This is a genomic window from Rhodospirillaceae bacterium, from assembly GCA_040219235.1.
In the GTDB taxonomy this organism is placed as follows: Bacteria; Pseudomonadota; Alphaproteobacteria; order Rhodospirillales; family Rhodospirillaceae; genus WLXB01.
In genome coordinates, this window is the sequence record JAVJSV010000011.1 from 498,309 (window position 1) to 524,875 (window position 26,567).

Below are 26,567 nucleotides of genomic sequence, written 5' to 3' on the forward strand. Positions count from 1 at the left end.
GCGTGGATAGTGTGCCTTTCAGAAGCAACCATCTGACCAGCTTGGAGATATTGATATGGCGACTTATTTAAAACGCGGCGCAACAGCAGAAGAAACTGAAGCAGCAGCTTTAAAAGTGCGCGATACGGTGACTGAAATTTTATCTCGGATCGGCAAAGAAGGTGACGCCGCCGTCAGGCATTACTCGGATACGTTTGATAAGTTCTCGCCCGAAAGCTTCAGGTTAACTGAGGCCGAGATTCAAGCCTGTGTGGATTCGCTGGACGAGCAAACCATCACGGATATCAAGTTTGCGCAAACACAGATCCGCAAATTCGCAGAAGCCCAGAAAGCATCCCTGCAGGATATCGAGATTGAAACCATTCCTGGCGTGCGGCTTGGTCACAAAAATATCCCCATTGAAAACGTTGGGTGTTATGTCCCTGGTGGACGCTATCCTATGGTTGCCTCGGCGCATATGAGTGTGCTGACTGCGCGCGTCGCTGGATGTAAACGGGTTATTGCCTGTACACCGCCGACCAACGGCGCGGCCCACCCGGCGACCATTGCAGCCATGCATTTTGCAGGCGCGGACGAAATTTATCTCATAGGCGGTGTGCAAGCCGTAGCGGCGATGGCGCTTGGAACAGAAACCATCGCGCCAGTCGATATGCTGGTCGGTCCGGGTAATGCCTATGTGGCTGAAGCAAAACGTCAACTCTTTGGCCGGGTAGGTATCGATCTATTTGCCGGCCCCACGGAAATTCTCGTGATTGCTGATGATACGGCGGACGGTGAAATGGTTGCCACAGACCTGCTCGGTCAAGCTGAGCATGGCCCGACTTCGCCCGCTGTTTTACTCACAACATCACAACGTGTTGCCGATGAAACCGTTGCAGAAATCGAGCGTCAACTTGGCGTTTTGGCAACGGCCGATGTTGCCGGTGCGGCGTGGCGGGATCATGGTGAAATCATTCTGTGTGAAGATGATGCTGAGATGCTGCGTGAGGCTGATGCTTTAGCATCTGAGCATGTTGAAATTCTGACCGCAGAACCCAAGTGGTGGCTGGACAATATGACCAACTATGGTGCCTTATTTCTTGGTAAAGAAACGAACGTAGCTTATGGCGACAAAGTGATCGGAACAAATCATACCCTGCCGACCAGTAAGGCGGCTCGCTATACGGGTGGGCTTTGGGTTGGAAAGTTTATTAAGACCTGTACCTATCAAACCTGCACAGAAGAAGCCTCGCGTATTATTGGTGAGTATGGGTCTCGGCTTTGTGCGATTGAGAACTTTGCAGGCCACCAGGAACAATGTGATCTGCGGGTTCGTCGCTATGGCAACTCCTAGAGATTTGGGATGAAGGCTACTATTGCAGTAGTCGGCGCAGGTTTGGTCGGTGCGGGCTGGGCCATTGTCTTCGCACGAGCGGGTTTCCCGACGCGTATCTATGATGCTGATCCAGGCCTTAGGTCAAAGATATTGGCCAGTATCCGCACAAACTTGGAAGATTTGGAATCCTTTGATCTGATTGAGTCCACGGGCACTGTGGCCGAATTAATCACGGTTCACGATACCATCGAGTCTGCTGTTGATGGTGTGAGTTATGTTCAGGAATCAGTGTTTGAGACAATTCCCGTTAAGTCTGAAATCACCGCTGCTCTTGATACCGCCTGTGCCCCTGATGTGGTTATTGGTAGTTCGTCCTCGGGCATCCCGGCCTCGGCCTTTACGGAGGCATTGCCTGGCCGGAACCGTTGCTTGATTGCTCATCCGGTCAATCCTCCCTATTTGGTGCCCTTGGTGGAGCTGGTGCCTGCACCCTGGACTGATTCTTCTGCAATGGATGTAGCCTTTCAACTGATGACAGAAGTTGGCCAATCGCCAATCCGCATCACCCGTGAAGTGGACGGCTTTGTCCTTAACCGTTTGCAAGGGGCGTTGCTCAATGAAGCCTGGGCCCTGTTTGAAGAGGGTTACGCCTCTGCCGAAGATATCGATAAGACGGTCTCTGAAGGGCTCGGGCTTAGGTGGTCATTCATGGGACCTTTTCAAACCATTGACCTGAATGCGCCCGGTGGCGTCGCTGATTACGCTGCACGACTAAGCCCTCTTTATCATACTGTCGCTCAGTCCCGGACGGAACCAAAACCATGGAGCGATAAATTGGTTCACGATGTTGAAGCTGAGCGCAGAACTCATTTATCTATAGAAGACCTTGCCTCCAGGCGTGAATGGCGCGACCGTCGGCTTATGGCGTTGGCGGCTCATAAACGGAAAGCGGCAAAAAAACTAGGCGATTAAGAAAGAGGGCTGTCATGGAAGTAGGGACATCACTGTTTGATCTCACGGGCCAAACAGCTCTGATCACAGGCGCTTCGAAGGGCCTGGGTGAAGGATGTGCGTTGGCTCTGGCAGATGCCGGTGCAGATGTCGTTTTAGTCGCGCGTAAGGCAGAGCCATTGCAAGATGTGGCTGCCCAGATCGAGCGCAGGGGGCGGAATGCACATAAAATTGTCTGTGACGTCACGGATGGGGCGTCGTTTAATAAGCTACTTTCCGATGCGCCGCCCATTCATATTCTTGTGAATAATGCGGGCACAAATGTGCCAGAACCATTTGAGGATGTAACAGAAGAACACTTCGATAGAATTATGGACGTCAACGTTCGTGCAGCATTCTTCGTGGCGCAAGCTGTTACGAGGCGCATGATTGTTGCGGAAACCAAAGGCTCTATCATTCATATGTCGTCACAGATGGGGCATGTGGGTGCAGTCAATCGCACAGTTTATTGTGCGTCTAAGCATGCCATTGAAGGTTTGACGAAAGCCATGGCCGTCGAACTGGCACCTCATGGTATTCGGGTGAATACGGTCGCGCCAACATTTATAGAGACGCCCCTCACGCAACCATTTTTTGAAGATGCAATGTTTAAGGATTCAGTTTTAAAACAGATTCCACTTGGCCATATCGGTCAAATTATAGATGTTGCCAGCGCAGTTGTTTATTTGGCATCACCTGCGGCGCGTATGGTTACCGGTTCGTGCCTAAAAGTAGATGGTGGCTGGACTGCGCATTAAGACTGCCAGCTAAAACTGGTCAGGCGTGCCCGGCCTCACCGACCAAGGATGCTGGACTAATGCCTAGAGTGCCCAACGCGCGATCCCACTTAGAATCTGAGTCCTCGGACCATAACAGCTCGCTATCGACGGGCACGTTAAGCCAGGCATTATTTTTAATCTCTTCATCCAACTGGCCTTCTCCCCAGCCTGCATAGCCAAGCGCCATAAGGCATTTCTTTGGGCCAGTCCCATAAGCAATAGATTTTAGAATTTCTGTTGTTGCGCTGAGCGCGACAGACTCATCAACAACTAACGTGCCATCCATTTGATAGTCGGAAGAATGTAATACAAAGCCTCGGGCGGATTCTACCGGTCCACCGCAGTGGACGATGATCCGATCGCAGGCAGGCGTAGACTCTATGCCCATCTGGTCGAGGATGTCTGGAAATTTTAATTCTTCGAGTGGCTGGTTAACAATCAAGCCCATCGCACCATCTGCGGAGTGCGCGCAAATATAAATTAAAGCGCGTTCAAAGCGGGGATCACCCATAGCAGGCATCGCCGCCAGAAACTGGCCAGATAAATATCCAGGTTCAGTTGAGTTGCGGATCATATCTAAACAATGCGCTGATCATGATGGCAAAACAAGGGCGGTATTTGGAAAATTTTTCTTGCATTTTTAGGTGACAGGCTTCGTTCATACGCCTAACACCTTAATCAATATATTTTGTTTAGAGTCCGACCAGTATGACAATTTCGACCGGGTCCGCTATTCCAGACATCTCCCTTTTTGTTGCGGGGGCAAACGGCCCTCAACCTGTCACGACAGGTGATATATTTTCGAACAAGCGCGTGGTGCTCTTTGGTCTTCCTGGCGCGTTCACGCCAACATGTTCAACACGACACCTTCCTGGCTATCTCGAAAAAAAATCTATGTTTAAAGAGGCCGGAATCGACCAATTGGTCTGCATGTCTGTGAATGATGCGTTTGTAATGGGTGCTTGGGCGCAGCAGCAAGAAGTGAATGATCAAATTTTGATGCTGGCAGATGGCAATGGTGATTTTGCTTCTGCCCTTGGTTTAAATCGGGATATGAGTGAGAGGGGCATGGGTGAGCGGTGCCATCGGTTTGCTTTGATTGCAGACGACGCTCGGGTTGAGGATGTGTTTATTGAGCCTTCAGGCGGCTTCGGTATTTCAAGTGCTGAAAACGTCTTAACGTGGGTTTAAAACTGAAATTTGATATTTACGTGTGAGCGTTAGTTCTTTTTTAGCAGACTTGTTCACCGTGCTGGATTTTCTCTGCTTCCCAGCGTGCAAGATCATCAACCCGCTCGTTTTCTGGGTGTCCGGCGTGACCCTTTACCCATTTCCATGTCACATTATGTTTCTTTCTTGCGTCGTCGAGAGAGAGCCATAGGTCAGCATTTTTTACTGGTTTTTTCGCTGCTGTTTTCCAGCCCCGCGCTTTCCACCCTTGTATCCATTCGGTGATACCTTTTTGTACATATTGGCTGTCGGTATAAACAACGACCGTACACGGTCGTGTTAAGGCATTGAGTCCTTCAATCACGGCCTGCATTTCCATGCGGTTATTGGTCGTGTCTGGTTCTCCCCCAGCTAGTTCTTTGTCTGTGCCATTGAAGCGCAACAAAGCCCCCCAGCCCCCTGGCCCTGGATTGCCGAGGCAGGCACCATCGGTGAAAAGCTCAACTGAAATGGCCTTGTCGTTGGTCATGATAATCCGTAAGCCGCGATGCTGCTGACGCTTTGATGAAACCGCAGTTTCTGCAAATATTCAGATGGATCTTTAGGGCGGACCAGTGCGCCTTCAGGTGTGTTGACCCAATCATAAAGCCGAGTCAGTAGAAACCGGACTGCAGCCCCACGCGCTAAAATCGGGAGTGCAGATTTTTCTGCTTCGGTCAGGAGTCTTCCTTTTTCATAGCCGGCGAGTAGACGATGCGCCTTGGTCACATTCATTGCTCCATCGGGCTCAAAGCACCAAGCGTTGAGACAAATCGCAATATCGTAGGCAAGAAAATCAGAGCACGCGAAATAGAAATCAATCAGGCCTGAGCACGTATCATCCAGAAAAAAAACGTTGTCAGGAAAGAGGTCTGCGTGAATGACGCCTTTCGGCAGATCATGTGGCCAAAGCTTTTCCAATTCAGCTAATTCTTCTGCTATCTCAGTTGATAACCCATCTGCAACCTCATCTGCATGGTCTGCGACGGAGTCAAACAATGGGCGCCAACCGTCAATCGATAAGGTATTACGCCGGTGACCTTCATAACTCTCACCAGCTTTATGCAAAGCTGCCATCGCCTGCCCTAGCTCTTCACAATGGTATGGTGCGATACGTCGCGGCCACATGCCTTGCAAAAAAGTAATAATTGCAGCGGGGCGGCCTTCAAGCGTGCGCAAGGCATTCCCGTCGCGGGCTGCGACTGGCAAAGGGCATTTAACCCCATTGTCAGCCAAATGATGCATCAGATCGAGAAAAAAGGGGAGATCGTCTGGATCTACACGTTTTTCATAAAGCGTCAGGATAAATGGACCTTGCTCGGTATGAAGCATGTAATTCGAGTTTTCCACACCTTCAGCGATACCTTTGCAGGAGACGACTTTGCCTATGTTGTACTCCTCAATGAATGCCTCTAAGGCTTGATCATCGACTTCTGTGTAAACAGCCATGTGTTGATACTTTTATGCCGTTAGGGCGCGAGGTAAATTGAAGGTGACGTTTTCTTCCGCAACCTTGATTTCATTGACTTGAACATCAAACCGTTCGCGCGCTGCTGAGATAGTTTCCTCGACCAAAATCTCAGGTGCAGATGCACCAGCTGTAATTCCTAAGGTCTGCCCGTCGGATAGTTTATCCCAAGATATATCGTTCGCGCGTTGAACCAGGTTAGCTATTGGACAGCCAGCCTTAAGCGCCACTTCAACAAGCCGTTGCGAGTTTGAAGAATTCGGCGCTCCGATGACGATCATCATGTCGCATTGTTCCGCAATTGCTTTTACGGCCGCTTGCCGGTTTGTTGTAGCGTAGCAGATATCCTCTTTGCGCGGAGCAGATATATTTGGAAAGCGTTTGTGCAGAACTTCAATAATTTCTGCAGTATCATCGACGGATAAAGTGGTCTGTGTGACATAGGCCAAGGAATCAGAGTTGTCTGGTTTAATTGTTTCAGCGTCTTCCACGGTCTCTACCAGTAACATTGTACCTTCTGGCACTTGTCCCATGGTGCCGATCACTTCGGGATGATTGGCATGACCAATAAGAATAGTTTGCAGGCCATGCCGGTGATGACGCTCGGCTTCGACATGAACTTTGGAGACCAGAGGGCAGGTGGCGTCGATGTAATCTAAACCCCTGTGTTCAGCTGCCGCGGGCACGGATTTTGGCACGCCATGGGCAGAAAAAACGACGTGTACACCGTCTGGCACTTCATCAAGTTCTTCTACAAAGATTGCGCCCTTAGCTTCCAAAGATTCCACCACGTATCTGTTGTGGACAATCTCATGGCGCACATAAACCGGCGCTCCATGAGCTTCAATTGCTTTTTCTACGATGAGAATAGCGCGATCTACACCAGCACAAAACCCGCGTGGACCGGCAAGCAAAATGGAAAGAGCAGGCTTAGTCATAGGATTCGGAGTCCGGGTTATTTTATAGCACGCATTAAGTCAGCAGCCAGGTGGTCTAGCATCCAGGAGACAGGCCCGCTATTGTAACTGTTGTTGATAGCCTATGGTTGAACTGCCAAGCTCAACAACGTCATATATAATATCCCTAGCAGATATAGTTACCCTTAAAAAGGTGGATTGCATGTCAGAGTCTTCGAGCGCAGAGACACCCCCAAATCAGGCTGTGGTCGCTGAAAAAGCACCGTTCGCGGTCGAAGTTGAGGCAGGAAAGAAATATTGGTGGTGCTCTTGTGGTCGAAGCTCTAAACAACCCTTCTGTGATGGGGCACATAAAGGTACAGAGTTTTCTCCGCTAGAGCATACCGCAGAGCAGGCTGGTAAGCTGTACTTCTGTGGATGTAAAGCCACTGCTCGTATGCCGTTGTGTGATGGTAGTCACAGCAAGCTCTGACCCGATAACCCTGACCTGATGAGTACTCTTTTGCTTTCTGATCTTTTTTTTCCGAAATCCATCACTGCCATTTTTGCCGCAGGCATCGCAGCTACGGTGCTCTCAGGGTGTGCGCTTGAGCCTGTGCCACCCTGCCCAGAGATTCGCATCGACTCTAACACCTCACAGTTAACCTATTTTGCCCCTGGCATAGCAGGGCGCGGCATTTCCGACGTAGGGTATCAGGCTGAGATCGTTTCCTTCGAGGGAACCTGCGAATTTGATGATGACGGTGTAGAAGCTGTTATGGACATTGACCTCATGGTCGCTGGCGGACCTGCTATGGAGCCGGGTCCTGTGGATTTATACTACTTCATCGCTATTCCGCGTTTCTTTCCTGATCCGGCCGGCAAGCAAATTTTCAAACGGACTCATCGGCTTCGTGCAGGCGGCGCGCGCCGGGAGCGTATAACCGAGTCGAATGTACGCATTTTTATCCCACTGGAGGACCGCCTGACCGCGGCTGGCTACGATATTTATATCGGTTTTCAACTCACAGATGAGCAGTTGGCTTACAATCGTAACCGTTCCCCTTAAGGAATTTCGAGGACCTCGAGTCACTGCCTTGACCTGTCCTCTAAACTCAGTTTAATCAGTACATCCCGCTATACCCTGGTGGAAGAGTTCGGATTTTGCGTTCGTGGCAAGTATCCGGCGCCGAAGGAGCAACCGCCCTCGGAATCTCTCAGGCAACCGGACCGTTGGGGTTGGGGGACTCTGGAAAGTAGATGATCAGCTATTGAGCTGAATATCTCACCGACGGGGAAAGCAGGAAGTTTAACCCTGCCAAACTCTCAGGTTTATCGACAGAGGAGGGCATCGACCATGGCGCAAGCCAGGGTTGGTGACGACTCCGATTGTGTGATGTGAACCTGGAGAGAACTTTTGCCAGATACGGTTTCCACCGACGCGCTCCACGCTACGCCTTTAGATGCGTTACATCGCACTCTTGGTGCCAAAATGGTACCCTTCGCAGGTTATAGCATGCCTGTGCAGTATCCACTTGGTGTGTTGAAAGAGCATCTTCACACGCGCGCAGCGGCGGGGCTGTTTGATGTATCCCACATGGGCCAAGCGGACTTAGTTGGTGAGGATATTGCCGCGGCGGTCGAAGAACTGGTGCCCGGCGATATCCAGTCGCTTAAGGCGGGCCGCATTCGTTACACCCAATTACTGAACGAAGAGGGTGGCATCATTGACGACTTGATGATTGCTAAACCTGTGGACGATGACCCCAATCGCCTTCATTTAGTGGTTAACGCCGCGTGTAAAGACAAAGACTACGCTGTCTTTGAAGCGCACCTGAAAGGTCGAGGCTCTCTGGAGCGAAAATCACAGCATGCGTTGCTGGCCCTGCAAGGCCCAAAAGCGGCTAAGGTGTTGGCGTTGTTAGACCCGCAATGCGCAACAATGCCTTTTATGTCACTGCGCCCAGCGAGCATCGCAGGGACTGACGTTGTGGTCTCACGCTGTGGGTATACGGGTGAAGATGGATTTGAAATTTCCGTTCCAGCAGTTTCAGCCACAAAATTAGCAGAAACTTTGCTCGAACATGCTGATGTCGAGCCCATTGGCCTCGGCGCCCGGGATTCTTTGCGGCTAGAAGCAGGATTGTGTCTGTATGGCCACGACATTGATGTCACCACGTCTCCTGTTGAAGCCGATTTGGTGTGGTCTATTGGTAAGCGACGACGCCTCGAAGGCGGCTTCCCGGGTGATGCCAGACTCCTAATAGAGCTTCATGAGGGGCCGTCTCGAGTGCGTGTTGGTTTAAAACCTATTGGGCGCGCTCCGGCCCGCGAGGGAACGGTCATTGAGACGGTCGAGGGTGATGGTGTTGGCATAATCACGTCTGGTGGCTTTGGCCCAACAGTCGAAGCGCCTATTGCCATGGGGTACGTCGAGAAAACTTACGCCCAACCTGGCACCCGTCTTCATCTTATCGTTCGCGGCAAAGTCTTAGAGGCAGATGTCACATCAATGCCGTTCGTACCACAACGTTACTATAGGGGAAGTAAATGAGCGACACGCGCTACACAAAAGAGCATGAGTGGATTCGTATGGATGGCGATATTGCCACGATTGGCATTACTGAATATGCCCAGAGCCAGCTTGGCGACATCGTTTTTGTAGAAATCCCCGATAATGGCAAGTCTGTCAGCAAAGGTCGCGAAGCGGCTGTTGTTGAATCAGTCAAGGCGGCGAGCGAAGTCTATGCCCCGGTGTCCGGAACGGTAACAGAAGGAAACGCGGTTTTGGCCGATGCGCCCGACACCGTCAATTCTGACCCCGATGGGGACGGTTGGTTCTTTAAAATGACTCTCTCTGATCCCTCTGAGCTTGATGAGTTGATGGATCAGGCCGCGTACGACAGTTACCTCAAAGAGATTGACGGATAAGGACTAACCCAATGCGATACTTGCCCCTGACCGATGCAGACCGAGGCGCGATGCTGTCAACCATCGGCGTTGAATCCGTGGATGCCTTATTTGCCGAACTTCCACCAACGCGCCCCGTGTTCGATTTGCCGGATCATAAAAGTGAGATAGAGGTTGAGCGGGCGATGAACGTTTTGGCCCGGGAAAACGTGTCGTGTGCGGATGTGCCGTCATTCCTTGGCGCTGGAAATTATCGCCATCATACACCCGCTTCTTTGGATCACCTGATGCAGCGTGGCGAGTTTCTGACCGCTTATACGCCGTATCAGCCGGAAATCAGCCAGGGCACACTGCAAACAATTTTTGAGTTTCAATCCCAGGTCGCTCTGATGATGGATATGGAGGTGGCCAATGCCTCTATGTACGATGGTGCGACCGCCTGTGCTGAAGCCGCCGCCATGGCCTGCCGGGTGACCAAACGCAATCATGTTTTGATGTCTGGTTCGGTGCACCCACACTACCGCGACGTCACGCAGACACAGTTAAAGCACTTAGGTCTGAAGATTGAGTGTCTCGCGCCAGATCCCATCGGCATTGAAGATCTCATCGGTCGTATCGACGAAAGCCTCGCCTGCGTGGTGGTGCAAAACCCAGGATTCTTTGGCCAGATCAAAGATCTGACGCCACTGGCCGACGTTTGTCATACAGCTGGGGTCTTGCTGGTGGCCTGTGTCACTGAGCCTGTCTCTTTGGGTTTGGTGATGCCACCTGGCGCAATGGGCGCTGATATTGTGGTGGGCGAAGGTCAGTCGTTGGCAGGTCCTGCCTCATTCGGTGGTCCGGGTGTTGGATTGTTCGCAACTCAAGAAAAATTCATCCGGCAAATGCCTGGGCGGCTCTGTGGCGAAACCGTTGACGCCGATGGACGACGGGGCTTCGTGCTGACGCTGTCCACACGTGAGCAACATATTCGTCGCGAAAAAGCGACGTCAAACATTTGCACCAACTCTGGACTCATTGCATTGGCCTTTACGATGCATATGACTTTGCTTGGCGAAGCCGGGTTTGCCCGGTTGGCTGAGGTCAACCATGCCAACGCGGTTACCATGGCGGAGCGATTGAATGATATTGCAGGCGTTAAAGTTATTCCGCAAACCTTCTTCAACGAATTTGCAGTGTCTTTGCCTAGTGCGGCCGATACTGTCGTCGAGGACCTGGTGCGCAAGGGCGTCCTGGGTGGTGTGCCTGTTTCGCGGTTTTATCCTCAGTACGAAGAACTAAATAACATACTGCTTGTAACGGCGACTGAACTCACAACCGAAGACGATATAGATCAGCTCGTTTCTAACTTGAACAAGGTGCTGTGATGACTGACCAGGCCACTCATATCGAAACCACATCAGGAAATCGTGGCCTTCAATTTGAAGAGGCATTGATCTTCGAGCTGGACTCGCCGGGGTCCACGGCGGTCGATTTGGAGCCACCGGCACACGATAAGGATCGCCTTGGCGGTTTGCGGCGCAAAGGGTCCATAGGTTTGCCTGGGTTATCAGAGCCCGAAGTGGTGAGACACTACACGCGACTGTCGCAAAAAAACTATTCCATCGACACCGGATTCTATCCTCTTGGCTCGTGCACCATGAAGCACAATCCTCGTCTTAATGAAAAAATGGCCCGCCTTCCTGGCCTTGGGGACATTCATCCGTTTCAACCGGAATCCACGGTCCAGGGGGCCTATCGCCTTATGGATACGCTGGCCACCTGGTTAAAAGAGCTTACCGGCTTGCCTGCTGTCGCCCTATCTCCGGCGGCTGGGGCCCATGGTGAGCTCTGTGGCCTTATGGCCATCCGTGCAGCTCATCAGGCTGCGGGGAACGACCACCGCATGGTTGTGTTGGTGCCAGAGTCCGCGCACGGCACAAATCCGGCCACAGCAGCCATCTGCGGCTATTCGGTTGAATCTATTCCCGGAAACGGCGAGGGCCGTGTTGATTTGGACGCGCTTAAGTCACGGCTCGGGCCGGATGTTGCGGCGGTCATGATCACCAACCCAAACACCTGTGGATTATTTGAAAATGAAGCGCGGACGATCGCGGATGCTGTCCATGCAGCCGGGGCTTACTTTTATATGGATGGCGCGAATTTCAATGCCATCGTCGGGCGCGTTACGCTGTCCGAGCTTGGCGTTGATGCTATGCACATCAATCTCCATAAAACCTTTTCCACGCCTCATGGCGGCGGCGGTCCAGGGGCAGGGCCGACAGTCTTGTCTGAAGCCCTAGCGCCGTTCGCACCTGTTCCCTTTTTGGTGCACGACAGCAATGGTTTCCATATGGCTGAGCATGCGGGTGATAAAGATGCGCCGCAAAGCTTTGGTCGCATGAAGGGCTATCACGGCCAATTTGGTGTCTTTGTGCGCGCATTGTCTTATATGATGAGTCTAGGCAAAGATGGACTGCGTAAAGCGTCAGGCGACGCTGTGCTCAACGCCAACTATCTGCGGGTGCGCTTGTCAGAAGAGCTAACGTCTTCGTACGAGGGTATCTGTATGCATGAAGCCTTGTTCGATGATCGTTTTCTTAAGGGCACTGGTGTCTCAACACTCGACTTTGCAAAGTCGATGATTGACGAAGGCTTTCACCCGCCCACCATGTACTTCCCGCTTGTCGTGCATGGCGCTCTGTTGATGGAGCCGACTGAAACCGAGAGCAAGGCGACATTGGATCAGTACTGTGAGTCTGTTTTGGCTTTGGCGCGCAAGGCCAAACGCGGCGATACGGCGTCAGAGTTCTTGTCGGCCCCGCAGCTTACGCCGCGTCGTCGTCTTGATGAGACCCAGGCCGCGCGGAAGCCAGTTTTACGGTGGAAGCCAGAGCCGCTCAAACACGCAGCGGAGTAGGGCCTAATGCTGATGCGATTGGAATATTTTATCCGATCGCTTGTCCTCATCTTTTTCTGCGTTATCGCGTCGAATCTGATCTGGCTGTCCCAGGCTGGTGCCGACGAGGCCGCCTTTGTAGGGGCTAAAATTTACTCGGCACCCGGCCGAGCACCTATCGAGCGAGGTTCTATTCTTGTTCGTGATGGCATTATCACAGGTATAGGCCGGTCTAGCGAGATAGACGTTCCTGCCTCAGCTGAAGTGATTAATGTAACTGGGAAAACCATTACGGCTGGGCTTTCAAACTCCCATGTTCATTTTAACCTGCCGTCCCTTGATGTGCTAAGTCAGGGTAACTTAATAGCTTACGTCACAGATATGCTGCTTAGCCGTGGCTTTCTCTATGTTCTTGATACGGGGTCGATGCCCGGGATGGCCACAGAGATCAGACGGCGTGTTGAAAGTGGCGAAATGAAAGGGCCTCATATTTTGGTCGCTGGTGGATCTCTGGTGCCCGCTGGTGCCTCACCATTCTATTTGCGCCCAACTGTATTGCCTGATGCTGAATTACCCACACGCGCCCAAGCACAGGTTGATTTAGCACTTCAGATGGGCGCTGACGCGATCAAAATTTATACAGGATCAATTGTTGGGCTGTCTCCTGCCGGGCCAGAGGTTGTTCCCATGGATGTTGCTGTGGTGAAGGGCGTCACAGATGCCGCCCATGCCCGCGGTATGTTTGTCATAGCCCATCCAAGCAACAATACAGGCGCCTGGGCAGCTGTGCGTGGTGGAGTTGATATACTGGCTCATACATTTCCTCAGGAAGGATGGGATCGCACTATTCCCTCGGCGATGATCGAGAGGGAGGTTGCCCTTATCCCTACATTGAAGCTGTTGCGCTACGAGGGTGAGCGGTTTGCTTTGCCTGAAGCTTCTATTGTGTACGCTACCAGTATTGCTCAGGAGCAGGTCTTCACGGTCTCGCAGTTAGGTGGTGAAATCCTATTTGGCACGGACGTTGGGTACATGACCGATTTTGATCCGACGGATGAATACCTCTTGATGCGAGAGGCCGGCCTGACCTTCGATCAGATACTGTCATCGCTCACAACAGCTCCAGCTAAACGGTTTGGCCGGTCCAATAGCACCGGTCAGTTGGCCACTGGTATGGACGCTGACTTTATTGTTTTGCCCTATGACCCAGCCAAAGACATCACAGCGTTTTCACATCCTGACATTGTGATGAGGCGCGGTCAGACATTGTATCAGCGTCAAGGGACTGGGTCGTTACGACAACCCTAAAGCCACCACATAAAAAAAGCCCCAGTCATTGACTGAGGCTTTTTAAACGTCTGTAAAGCGACCTTATTAGTTCAAGCGGCTCGGTAAGTCTTTGATCGATTGATCAACCAACGCAGCCTGACGATCCCCGTTCATTTGATCGGTGATCAATTTTTCAGCTGCTGCAACGGCCACATCGACGGCGGTATTGCGGACGCTGGCGATCGCCTGGGCTTCTGACTGTGCAATGCGTTCAAGGGCTTGGCTCTGGCGGCGCGCGATAGAATGCTCAAGGTCTTTCTCGGCCTGAACTTTCATGCGGTTGGCTTCTTCTTTGGCCTGAGCCACAATGCTCTCGGCTTCGGAGAGTGCATCACGCTGTTTGCGTTGGTACTCGGCCAACAAGGCTTGAGCTTCTTCGCGCAGCTTGCGGGCATCTTCAATCTGCGTGCGAATTTTATCGGCGCGACCGTCGAGTGAGGCAGACACACTGCGCGCGATCGGACGGGCCAAATAACCAACAACCAAAACAAAGGCGAGGCCAACCCAAAAGGAGGGATCTGAGAACATCAGGCGTTCCCCTTCATGGCTGCGCTCACGGCGGCTTCGGCATCGTTGTTGCTGACCTCTAGACCTGCCAAACGACGGGCAGCATCTTGAGCAGCATCCGCTGCAATTGTTGTCAGACTAGCCAATGCTTCGTCACGCGCGGTCGCAATGCGCTTTTCGGCCTCGGCGATTTGCGCTGTGACTTTAGCCCCAATAACTTTATTACGGGCTTCAGCTTCAGCTTTCGCCTCACTGGTGACCGCAAACATCATACTGCGGGCCTGTTCGCGGGCATCAGCCATGGCTGCTTGATAATCAGCTAGAGCTTGCTCAGCTTCTGTTTTAAGGCTTTCAGCACGGTCGAGATCGTCTTGTACAACGCGCTCGCGTTGCTCCAGGATGTCTGCAATCCGCGGAATCGCGAATTTTGAGACCACCCAATAAAGCGCAACAAAACTGATCACCAGCCAAAACAGCTGAGAAGAGAAGGTCGAAGGGTCGAACTGTGGCATGACGCCTCGCAGTTTTCAGAAAGCTTAAATCCCGCCACTCAATATCAAGTGGCGGGGCGGTGTGACGACTCAGGTAAAGAGAACGATGAGTGCAATCACGAGGGCGAACAACGCAGTCGCTTCTGACAGGGCGAAGCCCAAGAATGCGTATGTACGAAGTTCATCTTTGAGTGAAGGGTTGCGCGCGGCGGCAGTCATATAGTTGCCGAACACGATACCCACACCAACACCGCCACCGATAACACCGATAGCAGCCAAGCCAGCACCAATCATTTTTGCAGCTTCTAATTCCATTTTTAGAGTCCTTCCTTAGGATGATGTCTTAAAATAATACGCGGTTGTTGTAGCGCTATTCTCAATGAAGATGAACAGCGTCGTTGAGATAGATGGTCGAGAGCAAAGCGAATACGTAAGCTTGAATGACAGCCACCATGATTTCCAACATGGTCACGGCGCCTACGGCCAGGAATGGCACGATGCCGAAGACGCCCAGGGAAATGACAAACCCAGCCAGCACTTTAAGCAGTACGTGTCCGGCCAGCATGTTGGCAAATAGACGCAAGCTCAGGCTTACGGGGCGAATGAAGTAGGACATAATTTCAATCGGTACCAAAACAATCGCCACAGGCAGTGGTGTTCCGGGAGGGCAGAATAGGCGCAGGTAATGCAAGCCATGAGTGGCAAATCCGATGATAGTGACGGCGATAAATATGAAAACCGCCAAAGCCCCATTCACAATAATGTGGGACGTAAAGGTAAAGCTGTAGGGCAATAGTCCTAGGACGTTGCCAAAGAGAATGAAAAAGAACAGGGCAAAAATGAAGGGGAAGTATTTCATGCCTTCCTTGCCCACGTTTTCTTTGATCATTCCAGCGACGAATTCAAACATCAACTCGCCGATAGACTGGATTCTGCTCGGGACCATGGTGCGCTTCCGCGTGGCAGCCCAAAACAGACTGAACGTGCAGATTACGGCCAGAGTCATGAAAAGCGCAGAATTGGTGTACGAGATATCATAGCCACCCAGATTGAGGTCAATCAGGGGCTTGATTTCGAACTGTGCCATTGGGCCCTGTCCAGCTGCCATGATGTTCGTCCGCTCCGTTTTGTGGTGTCTGGATCGATATGATCTAGACCACTTTAATTCTTCGTCTCAGTATCCAGGTTTTCTTTGTCCCGGGCTTCTTTTTCTCTGATCGCGCGACCGAGGCCAACCGCCTCATCCAGCCCCCTGGCAATACGCAGCACATTCATAATGCCTGCGGCAAATCCAAGAAACAAAAACACGATCATAAAAAGCGGCGTAGAACCAACCCAATTATCGATGAAATAGCCTAATCCAGCGCCGACGGCGACGGAAACCACCATTTCGATCCCGATACGGAGACCTTGGCCTAGTCCGCTTTGCGTTCCACGCCCACGAGAGGCAGATTCCGTGTCTCTGTTGCCTCGAGCAGCCTTTAAACGGGCATTCAGATCATTTAGCGGGTCTTGCGTCGCCATGAAGGTCCTCTAGACCGATTGGCATGTTCCGGAACCGCGGTTGATTGAACATTTAGGGCTGAAAACCCCACCTTTTAAGACGATCGAAGCTCGGGCCGGAACCGGCCTGTTGCAGCGCGAAAAGCGGGCGCACAATAGGAAGCAGCCGGACCCCTGTCAAGGCGGAAACGCCGCCGAATTCCGGGCTTTTTTGAGGCTTGGACCTAATCGAGGATGGTCTTAGACCTGTGGCTTGTTTAGCACGTTCATGCAAAACCTGAAAACCGGCAAAAATTGGCACAGATCAAGCTGTATTACGGAAGGATTCGGCCTCATTGAGGTTTACGGAGACCAATTTTGAAACGCCACGCTCGGCCATTGTGACCCCAAACAACCGGTCAACCCGCGCCATGCTCATACGGTGGTGAGTTACGACAATAACCCGGGTGCCTGTGGCTTCCGTGATCTGGGTGATAAGATTGCAAAACCTATCCACGTTTGCGTCATCTAAGGGGGCGTCAACTTCGTCCAGCACACAAATTGGGGCTGGATTGACCATGAAGACGGCAAACAGCAACGCAATGGCTGTCAAAGCTTGTTCTCCGCCTGACAATAAACCGAGGTTCTGGAGGCGTTTTCCGGGCGGACTGGCCATGATCTCGAGTCCCGCTTCAAGGGGGTCCTCTGCTTCCGTCATGGACAAGTGCGCCCGACCGCCACCAAAGAGTTTGGTGAAGAGGGTGCGGAAATGGGCGTCTACTTCCTTAAAGGATTGCAGCAGCCTCTGGCGACCTTCACGATTGAGCTTTGAGATACCGTCTCGCAGACGTGCAATGGCGTTAATGAGGTCTTCCCGTTCGGTATCAAGGGTTTCGATCTGCTCGCTCAACTCTTCACTTTCTTGCTCGGCGCGCAGATTGATGGCTCCCATGTTGTCGCGCTCACTGATCAGGCGCTGCAGGCTCTTTTCAGCCTTTTCAAGGGGAGGTAGCTCTTCATCATCCTTGAGGCGCGTTTGGGCACGGACCTCAGATGGCGCACAGCCAATGCGTTCTTGAATGGCGGCAGCCAGTGTTTCTAGGGCTTGTGTTGCTTGTGCGACCGCTGATTCACGACGGACACGCTCTTCGCGCGCCGTGGCAGCGCTTTGTTCAGCCTGACGCAACGCTTTATTCGCCTCGTTCAGTGTTGTTTCTGCGCGGAGCAGAGCATCAGCTGCTGTTCGGCGTGCGCTTTCCGCTGCGTCCAGCTGGACCATCAGTTCTTGCCGTTGAGCGGCCAGAGCTTCTGGCTTGCCGGCCAGGTCTTCAACTTCACTTACAGCTGACCCTTCACGCTCTGTTAATGCTGAGAGCTGATTCTCAGCTTCTGTTCTGCGGGTTGACCAGGAGTCTGTATCTTCAGCTAGAGCGGCCAGCCGCCGGTGGCGTTCTTCCGATGCGCGTGTCAGTGCATCATAAGCCGCACGGGCTTCCATTAATTCATTACGTCGTCCAGCCAGCTGACTCTGCAGCGTAGATTGCCGCTGGCGTTCTTCGGACCCGTCGCCCAACTCATTGAGTGTGCTTTGTGCGGCCCGCTCTTGGCCACCCGCTTCATCTCGTTCGCCAACCAGAGTTTTACGTGTTTCTTCTAGGCTGGAAATTCTGCTTTCCAGCGCGGCTGCGAGGCGCTGGCGTTCCGCCAAAGCAGCCCGCGCCGTTTCGAGCGCTTGTTCAGCTTCGCGAACTTTTGCGCGCAGTTCTTTTTCAGCTTCGGATGTAGTGTTAACCAATGTCCGTGCTGTTGTTGCTTTGGTTTCTGCATCTTGTGTCGCAAGGCGACGCGTTTCGATTTCGCTCCGCAGTTCTTTAAGCCGATTCTTATGTTTCAGGCGCTGCGCTGCAGCACTTGGGGCTCCTGATGCACTTACAAAGCCATCCCAACGCCATAAATCTCCACTTGTTGTGACCAGGCGTTGACCCGGCTTTAACGTGCTGTGCAACGCGTTACCAGCGGCCTCATCGTCCACAATACCAACTTGCGATAGGCGGCGTGAAAGCTTGTCTGGTGCTTGTACGATGCTGCTGAGAAGGCGGACGCCATCAGGTAATAAAGGCGCGGGCGCGAAAGGCGGAAGACTAGACCAGTGCACGGCTGAAGTGTCATCTGCGGCACCATTCAGGTCATCACCAACTGCAGCGCCAAGAGCAGCTTCATAACCGGGCTCAACAGTCACGGAGTCAAGAATTGGACTCCATGTTGCGTCGGTCTCGCGCTCTGCCAGAAGGCCTTCAAGTGCGATAATCTCGGCTTGAACTTTAGATTCCTCGCCACGCCGTTCCTGGAGCTGGTCGCGTAAAGCCTGATCTTCTTCTTGGGCTTGTGCCCGCGATGTTTCAGCTTGTTCCCATTGTGCGCGAACCGATGACATTGTTTCTTCGCATTGTTGCGCTGTTACTTCTTCAGCTTTTAGATCCAGTGCGGGTTGAGCTTGAACGCGCGTGGCATCCAACTGTTCATCAACCTCTTCCAAACGACGCAGTGCGCGTCCGCCACGAAGCTTAGCTTCTTCAGCTTTTTGGCGAGCTGTTGCACGAGCAGAGTCTGCCTCAGCAAGTGCGGCACCGAGATGCGCGATTTCAGATTCTAATTCTTCAACAGCCTGAGCGGCGGTTTTTAGTGTCGTCCTGGCATGCTCAAGGGAGTTGGCTTGACTGGCTTGTGCTTCTTCCAGGTCTGACTTTTCCCGACCCAGTCGGTCCAAGGCACCGCGCGCATCTGCAATACGTTCTTTCTCGCGCGCCATATCCTCACGTAATTGAGAGAGCCGCATTTCTGCTGCTTCTTGCGCAGCTGCAAGGCGCTGCTCTTCTTCATCCAATTGCTCGCGGGCCAGATTCAAACGTTGAACTTTCGCAGCTTCAGCGGCCTCTGCTTGGCGCAGCGGTGGAACCGCTTCCGCCGCGTTCGCCTGCAATGTGGTCGCCTCGGCTACGACTGCCGTTCTTTCATTCACGGCGGTTTCTGCTGCGCTCAGACCTTCGTTCGCCCGGCTTAAATCAGCTTCTGTCGCGCTTTGCCGTATTGTCAGCACCATTGCGTCAGCAGATCGTATGGAATCAGAGATGGTCCGATACCTGGCGGCCTGGCGGGCTTGTTTCTTTAAGCTTTGAAGTTGTGTATCCAAGGCTTGAATAACATCATCTAGCCGTTCCAGGTTGGTTTCGGCAGCTTTCAGGCGCAATTCAGCTTCATGCCGACGACTATGTAACCCAGTGATGTTGGCGGCTTCTTCCAGAAGGTGCCGCCGTTGCTGTGGTTTCGCATTGATAATTGCGCCAATACGACCTTGACTCACTAATGCGGTCGAGCGCGCACCGGAAGACAGATCGGCGAACAGCAGTTGTACGTCTTTCGCCCTAACGTCACGCCCATTAACCCGGTAAACCGAGCCTTTGCCGCGTTCAATGCGGCGCGTGACTTCTAGTTCGTCCGTGTCGTTAAACTGTGCGGTGGCTTTGCGCGTGCTATTGTCCATTACCAAGGTGACTTCGGCAATGTTGCGGGCGGGCCGATCACGTGTGCCGCCGAAAATAATCTCGTCCATCTCGCCACCGCGCATCTGCTTAGCGGAGGTTTCACCCATAACCCAGCGCAGGGCTTCAACGAGGTTCGATTTGCCGCAGCCGTTGGGACCAACGACGCCAGTCATACCTTTCTCGATCAATAGATCGGTCGGATCGACAAAGGATTTAAAGCCGGTCAAGCGCAGCCGGGTAAATTCAACCAAGGATCAGGTCTCCGCAAAAACGTTCTGTTACGGGAAAGAAAACAATTCTAAAGGATTAAGGCCCTAAGCTTTAGGAGCCTTTCTCCGCCAATTTTTCGTCAATGACATCGGCCATGAACTCATAACCGCGATTGCCTTCAACTTTGACATCCTCAATGAAGAATGTCGGCGTGGAGCCAATTTGATACTGAGTCGATGCAGTTTCTTGCCCTTCTCGAATAGCGTTCATAATATTTTCGTTTTCGAGGCACGCATTAACATCGTCTTCTGAGAGGCCTGCGAGTTTTGCATATGAGGTGAGAGGCTCGATGGGACGCTGAGACGTCACCCAGATGCCCTGTTGACGGAACATAACGTTAATCAGGGCTTGGCCGCGGTCGCCTTCAGCGCACCGTGCAAGCATCGCGCCGGCCATCGCTAGGCCATCAAGTGGAAAATCACGAAACACCAAGCGGACTTTGCCTGTATCAATGTAATTCTTTTTGAGTTCAGGTAGCACAGTTGTGTGGAATGTGGCGCAATGGCTACACGTCAAAGACGCATATTCAACGATTGTCACCGGAGCGGCAGGGTCGCCGTAAATCATTTCCCTATACACAGGACCAGACGCCGGCATGGCCGCATCGTTGTCCATTTCTTCACCAACCTGGGCGAGTTGGGCCGAGTCGGTCGTCGTCGATGACTCTGAGGTCGAGTCGCCCTGAGTCTGGCCAACGGCTGCAGCGCTTTCAGGATTATCTTCTTCTGCGCACGATGTCGTGCCGACCAGCGCAAAAGCCATAAAGGCGCAGCCAAAAATGGTGGAAGCAAAGGGTTTCACAGGTTTTCCTCACAATATGAAGTGGGTCGAATAAGATAGAGCCACTAAGCGTAGCTATTTTAGGCGGGCTGTCATTCAGCCTGCAAGGGGCACGTGTTTCTAAATCTTAGGCAAAATAGTTCAATTTCGAGCGCGTATCAGTCGCTAATGCAGGCCAATCTTGCAAGGAAAATTCCACGATTAAGGCGATAATTTGCTGATATGAGAAAAAATAGGAGATTGATTTATAATAATGATAAATATTAGGGTATTATTCGACACAGTTATGTTTTTATGAAAACCTATTCCATCAATCTGATGGCTGACCTTCCGATTGTCATTGGTACAGGGAAGAGCAGAGGCTTTAACTTTGAGTAGGTTTTTTGCGACTCCACTTAAATGACGTCAGAGGAAGGGGATCTCAATGACACATTCGAGCAAACTTAAGGTTCGGTATTGGGCTGCTTTCGCGACGACTGCCATTGGCTTGACGATGGCTGCAACCGTAAGTGCTCGAATGCTCGACCCAGCCAATCCAGATGATGCGATTTTGGCCGCCCAAAAAATGAACTGTTCGCTCAAGGAAGGTGAGCCGATCATCTATTGGTGGCAGGGCTCTGCGTACAGCCGTGTCCCTGGAGAGAAAGACCGCCACCTGTTTGACGTCGAAGGCATGAACATCCGGGCCTGCAAGAACTTCGATGACCCCAAACAAGGCCACGGGTTCAGATCTGTATCGCGAGAGATTCTTTTATATCTCGATCCTGACACCAATGAGGTTATGACCACCTGGGTAAATCCTTGGACCAAAGAAGAGGTTGAAGTCATCCATGTGGCCAACGATCCCGTCAATATGCGTGGTCCGTCTTATGCACGCTCAGCAGATGGGACACCTTACACGTTTGACGCTAAAATCATTGGCAATCGCGTCATCGAAGGTGGAGAAGCGCCACTCTATTACAAAAACCCGTTGGCCGGCGACTATCAAGCTTACGTTGGTAACAAGTATCACGCGATGGAAGCTCTGAACTCCTACACATATGCCGACGACCTTTTTGATTCTGACAAAGACAAGCTCGACAGTTATGTTTTGTCTTGGGCACGGTTTTCAGAATGGCTCCCGTGGATGAAGATGGAGGGCCGCACCGGCATGATGATTTTTACCACTGTTGGAGGACGTGTTGACGGCTACGACGCGCTACCAACGCGCATCAAGGCTGAAATTGAAAAGAATTACCCGACATACAAAGAGCCGCCACCGCTGGACGATGCCCGCCCAAATGTCACAAGCTGGAGTTATTTCAAGCAGGTGTTTGATGCGCGCAACGCCGAGGGAGGAATGAAATGATGAACCGTTTTTCAATAGGATTTGCTGCTGGTGTGTGCGCGCTAATGCCGTTTACTGCCGCCGCCGAACGCTTGGACCCAAATGATCCTAATGACGTTATAAAGATGCAGATCAAGCAGAGTTGCTCATTGGTTGAGGGTGACGAAGCGATTTTTTGGTGGGAAGGTAAAATGTATAGTCGCCGTCCCGGCGAGAAAGATCGTCATTTGTTTAATGTGCAAGGTATGAATGTGCGGGCCTGTGACATTCTCGAAGATTCTAAAAAGGGTATGGGATATCGCGCAGTTTCACGTGAGGTCATGTTCTACCTGGACCCCAAAACAAATGAAGTTGTCGATACATGGCTAAACCCCTGGACAGACGAAGAGGTGCAGGTCATTCAGGTTGCCAATGACCCCGTAAATATGCAGGTCGGAGACGGGCGTTTCCCGGTTTATGCCTATAATGATGACGGCACGCCACGGGCGAAGTTCGAGGCCATTGAGTTGGGAGGCATGTATCTCAACGGTGGCGGTGCGGCACGGTTATTTTATGATAACCCACTTGCGGGCGATTATCAGGAGTATGTCGGAGGAACCTATCACGCGATGGAGTTCGGCACGGGTGCAACGCCCGTCGAAGATCTCTTAGATGGTGACGCGAATTTCGTGAAAGACCGGGTTATTTCATGGGCTCGGGTTTCAAAATTTCTCCCTTGGATGAAGATGGGAGATCGGGATGGCGTCGTGATTTTTCATACTGCTGGTCTGCGGCTCGACAGTTGGGAAGACTTGCCTGACGTTGTTAAGAAAGAAATCAAAACCAACTACCCCGCCTATGTTTCCGCGCCACCTCTGGATGATATGCGTCCAAATGAAACGTCGTGGACGGTAACCCAGCGGGCAATCGACACTTGGCGAGCTGAAGAGAAAGACTAAATTCTCAAATCGAAAAAAACGCCCGGGCAATGCCTGGGCGTTTTACTTTGGTACAATACGTTAATTACGACTGTGCCGCGGCCCAAATGTCTTTGATCTGTTGATGTAAGCTCATTGGGTCAAAGGGTTTGGCAATCACATCCAAAGCTCCCATGGCCTTGTAGGCTTCGATTTCACTCGCTTGCACTTTTGCGGTCATGAAGATAATCGGCAGATGTTTCGTATCTTCTCTCTCCCGCAATTGTTTGAGAACTTCCGGGCCATCCATATCAGGCATCATGGCGTCTAACAAAATGAGATCGGGCGCATAAGCTGCTACTTGTTCAAGCGCGACCTTGCCAGATTCGCAGCTTTCCACATTGAGGTGCCCAACTTTTTCAAGCGCCATTTTTGTTATGGCTCTTATGTCAGGTTCATCTTCAACGTGCAGAATTTTTTCTAAATTTTTTGCCATGCTGAAATTTAAAGCCCTACGAGATTGCGGTTTGATTTCGCTGATGTCTCTCAATAGCAGAAATCACGCACGCGGAAAGATCATCGTTGCTGGTTCTTGATTTTTGTAAAACATGCGTGACCTTCTCAATGGCTGATGACTGGTCCAGATCATTGGCCGAAAACACGATCACAGGTATATGCTTCCCATTGATTGTTCTGAGATTGGGCAGAAGTTCTTCACCGCGCCCATCACCAAGTGCTAAGTCAAGCAGAACTAAGTCAAACATCTGACCACTTTTCAACAATATGCTGCGTGCTGCGCTAAGGTTTTCTGCGCGCGTGATATGTACGGTGTTTCCCAAAATTTTTTGAACGATAGCCCGAACATCTGAGTCGTCTTCAACATGTAAGATGTGTGGTTTGTCAGAGAGGTTGGCGCTTAAACATTTCCGTAAAATGGCCTTCAGTGTTTCAACTTTAACCGGTTTGCGAATCCAGCCAGCTAAGTCTATAGCACCTCCTGCTAAGGCGGTTATATCCTCTTGGCGCTTGCCGGACACAACAATAACTGGCGTGTTTCTGTTCAGTTCAGACTCTGCCAATGAGTCCAGAAGGTCAACGCCACAAGCTCCATTAAGCCCCAGGTCCAAAGTAATGACATCAAAATGTTGCTTTGAAGCAAGACCTTCAGCAACGCCCAATGTCAGGGCTACGTCAACAGTTAGGCCCATTTGTTCAAGGATCATGCGCAGCAGAGTTGCCGCATCCTGATCATCTTCAACAACCAAGGCTGATTTATGGTGCACAAAAGCGACAAGGTTTTGTTGTGCTGCCGGCGTAACCTCTGGCAAGTCGAAGTAAAAGGTTGAGCCCTCACCCTCAGTAGAGTCAAAACCGATCTGCCCACCCAGATGTTCAACAATAGTTTTGCTGATGCTCAGCCCAAGCCCTGTGCCACCCTTTTTACGGGTTGCTGAAGAGTCCGCCTGCGAGAATTTGCCAAAGATTGAAGCTCGAAAAGCTGTTGGAATTCCAGGACCGTAATCACGCACGAAAAAGCGTATCTGGTCACTCACTCTTCTGGCACCTATTTCAACTGATGTATTTTCAGGTGAAAACTTGATGGCGTTTGAAAGCAAATTCGCAAAGACCTGCGCCGTTTTATCTATATCTGTGTTTACAACTATGTCTTTGACAGGGTCAGTTATGTTGATGGCCACATTATTTTTTTCTGCATAGCCGGTGTTCTCAGTTATGGCATTTTCTAGCAGTGACATAGCTTTAACCGGTGCTAAGTTGAAGTTCATTCGGCCCGCCTCGATTTTTTCGAGGTCGAGAATATCGTTAATTAATCGCACCAGTCGCTCACTGTTTGAGTAAGCAATGTTGATCATACTTCCCAGGTCCGTACTCATCTCACCAACAGAACCGCTTTTGATGAGGCCGAGTGACCCCATAATAGAAGTTAATGGCGTACGTAATTCGTGACTGACGACAGAGATAAACTCGTTTTTTACACGGTCCAACTCTCGTTGCTCGGTCACATCACGGTTCACTGAAATACGACCAATTAAACGGCTGCGGTCGTCGAACATGCCAGTGGTTGTGTTGTCGAACACACGAATCTTGCCGTCTTTACGTTTGATTTCGAATTCTTGCCGCCATATCTCGCCTTTGTCCGTAAGGGTGCGAGCCTCACTTTGAGCTATGCTGCGGATCTCTTCCGAGCGGTTTGCCATAAGCTCCATCACCGGCGTGCCAAGCAATTCAATTCTGTCGTATCCTGTAAGGTCTTGAGCCCTCTTATTGCAGTCGATAATGCGGCCTTCAGGATCAGCCAGAATGACCGCATCTGCAATGTTCTCCATAACCCAGGCTTGGCGCTTTAACACGGTCTCTGCAGTCTTGCGGTCGGTGATGTCTCGGACAACGGCGGTGTAAATATGGGAATCGTCAATCTCTAGACTGCTGACAGAGAGTTCCATGGAAAATTCACGACCGTCTTTGCGAAGGGCCACGATCTCGCGCGCGCCTCCTTTGCGTTCTCCTAAATTACCCTTGGCTTGCCGCCGTATTGATTCACCAAAGTATTCCATACCACCACGTCGCTCGTCGCTTGGTAGAAGAACCCTAAAGTTCTTGCCGCGCACTTCTTTATCTTTGTACCCAAAGATAATCTCTGCAGCTTGGTTGAATGATAAAATCGTTCCTTTGTTATCAATCGATACAATGCCATCTGCCAAAGTTTTCATAATGGAACTAAGGCGTTTTTCATTTGCTTCTACAGCTGCGGCCAGATCGACAATGCGCGATACGTCTCTCTGCGCACGTTTGACCATCGGTCGAAATAAAAACAGTCCGACACTGGCCAGCATTGCGATCAAAAGTGTGGCAATAACCAATCCCACACCAAGGGTAGTATTCGTTTTATCTGTGGAAATTTTCTCATAGTGGCTGACGGCAGCGTCGAGAGATTCCAGAAGTGGCGCTTCCGCTTCTTTTTGAATCGCGGCCAACAGTCGAAAGGCTTGTTCGCTGCGGCTGTCTTCAATAGCCGCGAGGGCTATGGCATTGGCTGCATAAGCGCGAACGCGTTTGTCGAGGTTGTGTGGTTCGTCAAAATAGAAAGGCCAGGCCGACTCCGGAAGGGGTTTAACAACCCCCATATCTTCATCCTCTTTGATCAGCGCTTGGTGGTCTGCCAGCATTTGGCGTGCAAGTGTTTCCAATGCCTCTGCCGATAAACTTGAACCTTCTTGCACGCGTCGTTGCCCAAACTGTGCGATGCGTTGGGACAGCATGCGCTGTTTGCCACTGATATTAATGACGGCTGCATCACCAATTTGCTGTGTTGTCGCGCTGGTCAGAAGAAACGCTGACCCGGCAATCACGCTGGCGATCAGAAGCAGTGCAGACGCATAAGCGATGGTAAACCTTTGTATGAATTTTTCAGATGTCTGCGGCATGCAATTCTAACCTGTGTTGACGATTCCTATTGTCAGGCTTGTCACAGACAGCGGC

26 protein-coding genes and 1 riboswitch are annotated in these 26,567 nt (G+C 51.5%); of the genes, 13 read left to right on the plus strand and 13 right to left on the minus strand.

All coding sequences use genetic code 11. From position 1 onward, the window contains the following. Nucleotides 1–55: 55 nt before the first annotated feature. Genes hisD through RIC29_06340 form a run of 3 tightly spaced genes read left to right on the plus strand, consistent with a single transcriptional unit; the run spans nucleotide 56 to nucleotide 3,063 of the window. Nucleotides 56–1,333 carry a histidinol dehydrogenase gene (hisD, locus tag RIC29_06330; GenBank protein ID MEQ8734520.1) on the plus strand — a complete coding sequence of 426 codons (1,278 nt, stop codon included), beginning with the start codon at nucleotides 56–58 and terminating at the stop codon, nucleotides 1,331–1,333. 9 nt (nucleotides 1,334–1,342) lie between these two features. After that, complete coding sequence (locus RIC29_06335) at nucleotides 1,343–2,287, plus strand: 3-hydroxyacyl-CoA dehydrogenase (GenBank protein ID MEQ8734521.1); 945 nt, start codon at nucleotides 1,343–1,345, stop codon at nucleotides 2,285–2,287. 14 nt (nucleotides 2,288–2,301) lie between these two features. Next, nucleotides 2,302–3,063: an SDR family oxidoreductase gene (locus tag RIC29_06340; GenBank protein ID MEQ8734522.1), complete on the plus strand. Its 762-nt coding sequence runs from the start codon at nucleotides 2,302–2,304 to the stop codon at nucleotides 3,061–3,063. A 19-nt stretch (nucleotides 3,064–3,082) separates the two neighbouring features. Here RIC29_06340 and RIC29_06345 read toward each other — a convergent pair whose 3' ends face one another. Beyond that, nucleotides 3,083–3,658: a YqgE/AlgH family protein gene (locus RIC29_06345; protein ID MEQ8734523.1), complete on the minus strand. Its 576-nt coding sequence runs from the start codon at nucleotides 3,656–3,658 to the stop codon at nucleotides 3,083–3,085. 134 nt (nucleotides 3,659–3,792) lie between these two features. Between RIC29_06345 and RIC29_06350 the strand changes: the two genes are divergently transcribed. Continuing rightward, on the plus strand, nucleotides 3,793–4,275 hold the full coding sequence (locus tag RIC29_06350; GenBank protein ID MEQ8734524.1) for a peroxiredoxin: 483 nt from the start codon (nucleotides 3,793–3,795) through the stop codon (nucleotides 4,273–4,275). A gap of 40 nt (nucleotides 4,276–4,315) precedes the next feature. Here RIC29_06350 and rnhA read toward each other — a convergent pair whose 3' ends face one another. The 3 genes from rnhA to ispH are packed head-to-tail and all read right to left on the minus strand — an operon-like array spanning nucleotide 4,316 to nucleotide 6,699. After that, entirely contained in the window at nucleotides 4,316–4,783 is a 468-nt protein-coding gene (gene rnhA, locus RIC29_06355) for a ribonuclease HI (protein ID MEQ8734525.1), read from the minus strand. Continuing rightward, a complete protein-coding gene (locus RIC29_06360; protein ID MEQ8734526.1) occupies nucleotides 4,780–5,742 on the minus strand; it encodes a homoserine kinase in 963 nt (320 codons plus the stop codon). Before RIC29_06360 ends, rnhA begins: the two co-directional genes overlap by 4 nt. 12 nt (nucleotides 5,743–5,754) lie before the next feature. Next, nucleotides 5,755–6,699, minus strand: a complete 945-nt coding sequence (gene ispH / locus RIC29_06365; protein ID MEQ8734527.1) for a 4-hydroxy-3-methylbut-2-enyl diphosphate reductase — start codon at nucleotides 6,697–6,699, stop codon at nucleotides 5,755–5,757. Between the two features lie 181 nt (nucleotides 6,700–6,880). Between ispH and RIC29_06370 the strand changes: the two genes are divergently transcribed. The 7 genes from RIC29_06370 to RIC29_06400 all read left to right on the plus strand — a co-directional run bounded on the left by RIC29_06370 (nucleotide 6,881) and on the right by RIC29_06400 (nucleotide 13,753). Then, nucleotides 6,881–7,150: a CDGSH iron-sulfur domain-containing protein gene (locus RIC29_06370; GenBank protein ID MEQ8734528.1), complete on the plus strand. Its 270-nt coding sequence runs from the start codon at nucleotides 6,881–6,883 to the stop codon at nucleotides 7,148–7,150. A gap of 30 nt (nucleotides 7,151–7,180) precedes the next feature. Next, nucleotides 7,181–7,726: a hypothetical protein gene (locus RIC29_06375; protein MEQ8734529.1), complete on the plus strand. Its 546-nt coding sequence runs from the start codon at nucleotides 7,181–7,183 to the stop codon at nucleotides 7,724–7,726. A gap of 69 nt (nucleotides 7,727–7,795) precedes the next feature. Next, nucleotides 7,796–7,900: riboswitch (glycine riboswitch) on the plus strand. A gap of 174 nt (nucleotides 7,901–8,074) precedes the next feature. Beyond that, nucleotides 8,075–9,211, plus strand: coding sequence for a glycine cleavage system aminomethyltransferase GcvT (gene gcvT, locus RIC29_06380; protein MEQ8734530.1), 1,137 nt, complete (start codon nucleotides 8,075–8,077; stop codon nucleotides 9,209–9,211). Continuing rightward, nucleotides 9,208–9,588, plus strand: a complete 381-nt coding sequence (gcvH, locus tag RIC29_06385) for a glycine cleavage system protein GcvH (protein ID MEQ8734531.1) — start codon at nucleotides 9,208–9,210, stop codon at nucleotides 9,586–9,588. The genes gcvT and gcvH overlap by 4 nt, the downstream gene beginning before the upstream one ends. 11 nt (nucleotides 9,589–9,599) lie before the next feature. Then, nucleotides 9,600–10,934 (plus strand): aminomethyl-transferring glycine dehydrogenase subunit GcvPA, encoded by a 1,335-nt coding sequence (gene gcvPA / locus RIC29_06390; protein ID MEQ8734532.1) that lies wholly within the window; start codon nucleotides 9,600–9,602, stop codon nucleotides 10,932–10,934. Beyond that, nucleotides 10,934–12,466, plus strand: a complete 1,533-nt coding sequence (gene gcvPB / locus RIC29_06395) for an aminomethyl-transferring glycine dehydrogenase subunit GcvPB (GenBank protein ID MEQ8734533.1) — start codon at nucleotides 10,934–10,936, stop codon at nucleotides 12,464–12,466. The genes gcvPA and gcvPB overlap by 1 nt, the downstream gene beginning before the upstream one ends. A 6-nt stretch (nucleotides 12,467–12,472) precedes the next feature. Further along, nucleotides 12,473–13,753: an amidohydrolase family protein gene (locus tag RIC29_06400; protein MEQ8734534.1), complete on the plus strand. Its 1,281-nt coding sequence runs from the start codon at nucleotides 12,473–12,475 to the stop codon at nucleotides 13,751–13,753. A 66-nt stretch (nucleotides 13,754–13,819) separates the two neighbouring features. On the opposite strand, the gene RIC29_06405 is transcribed toward RIC29_06400, so the two are convergent. The 7 genes from RIC29_06405 to RIC29_06435 form a co-directional block, all read right to left on the minus strand. Then, on the minus strand, nucleotides 13,820–14,302 hold the full coding sequence (locus tag RIC29_06405; GenBank protein MEQ8734535.1) for a F0F1 ATP synthase subunit B: 483 nt from the start codon (nucleotides 14,300–14,302) through the stop codon (nucleotides 13,820–13,822). Next, entirely contained in the window at nucleotides 14,302–14,793 is a 492-nt protein-coding gene (locus RIC29_06410; GenBank protein MEQ8734536.1) for a F0F1 ATP synthase subunit B', read from the minus strand. Before RIC29_06410 ends, RIC29_06405 begins: the two co-directional genes overlap by 1 nt. Nucleotides 14,794–14,862: 69 nt before the next feature. After that, a complete protein-coding gene (locus RIC29_06415) occupies nucleotides 14,863–15,087 on the minus strand; it encodes a F0F1 ATP synthase subunit C (protein ID MEQ8734537.1) in 225 nt (74 codons plus the stop codon). A 61-nt stretch (nucleotides 15,088–15,148) separates the two neighbouring features. Further along, entirely contained in the window at nucleotides 15,149–15,880 is a 732-nt protein-coding gene (locus tag RIC29_06420; protein ID MEQ8734538.1) for a F0F1 ATP synthase subunit A, read from the minus strand. Between the two features lie 53 nt (nucleotides 15,881–15,933). Continuing rightward, complete coding sequence (locus tag RIC29_06425) at nucleotides 15,934–16,296, minus strand: AtpZ/AtpI family protein (GenBank protein ID MEQ8734539.1); 363 nt, start codon at nucleotides 16,294–16,296, stop codon at nucleotides 15,934–15,936. A 283-nt stretch (nucleotides 16,297–16,579) separates the two neighbouring features. Then, on the minus strand, nucleotides 16,580–20,047 hold the full coding sequence (gene smc / locus RIC29_06430; protein MEQ8734540.1) for a chromosome segregation protein SMC: 3,468 nt from the start codon (nucleotides 20,045–20,047) through the stop codon (nucleotides 16,580–16,582). A 70-nt stretch (nucleotides 20,048–20,117) separates the two neighbouring features. Further along, a complete protein-coding gene (locus RIC29_06435) occupies nucleotides 20,118–20,867 on the minus strand; it encodes a DsbA family protein (GenBank protein ID MEQ8734541.1) in 750 nt (249 codons plus the stop codon). 403 nt (nucleotides 20,868–21,270) lie between these two features. Here RIC29_06435 and RIC29_06440 point away from each other — a divergent pair, with 403 nt between their 5' ends. Together RIC29_06440 and RIC29_06445 are read left to right on the plus strand one after the other, a co-directional pair. Continuing rightward, on the plus strand, nucleotides 21,271–22,194 hold the full coding sequence (locus tag RIC29_06440; protein MEQ8734542.1) for a DUF1838 family protein: 924 nt from the start codon (nucleotides 21,271–21,273) through the stop codon (nucleotides 22,192–22,194). Then, a complete protein-coding gene (locus RIC29_06445; protein MEQ8734543.1) occupies nucleotides 22,191–23,111 on the plus strand; it encodes a DUF1838 family protein in 921 nt (306 codons plus the stop codon). Before RIC29_06440 ends, RIC29_06445 begins: the two co-directional genes overlap by 4 nt. Before the next feature lie 64 nt (nucleotides 23,112–23,175). Here the strand turns inward: RIC29_06445 and RIC29_06450 are convergent, their stop codons facing one another. Together RIC29_06450 and RIC29_06455 are read right to left on the minus strand one after the other, a co-directional pair. Next, the gene (locus RIC29_06450) at nucleotides 23,176–23,565 is read right to left on the minus strand and encodes a response regulator (GenBank protein MEQ8734544.1); all 390 of its coding nucleotides are present in this window, start codon (nucleotides 23,563–23,565) and stop codon (nucleotides 23,176–23,178) included. Nucleotides 23,566–23,581: 16 nt separating this feature from the next. Next, nucleotides 23,582–26,512 (minus strand): PAS domain S-box protein, encoded by a 2,931-nt coding sequence (locus RIC29_06455; GenBank protein MEQ8734545.1) that lies wholly within the window; start codon nucleotides 26,510–26,512, stop codon nucleotides 23,582–23,584. Nucleotides 26,513–26,567 lie beyond the last annotated feature (55 nt).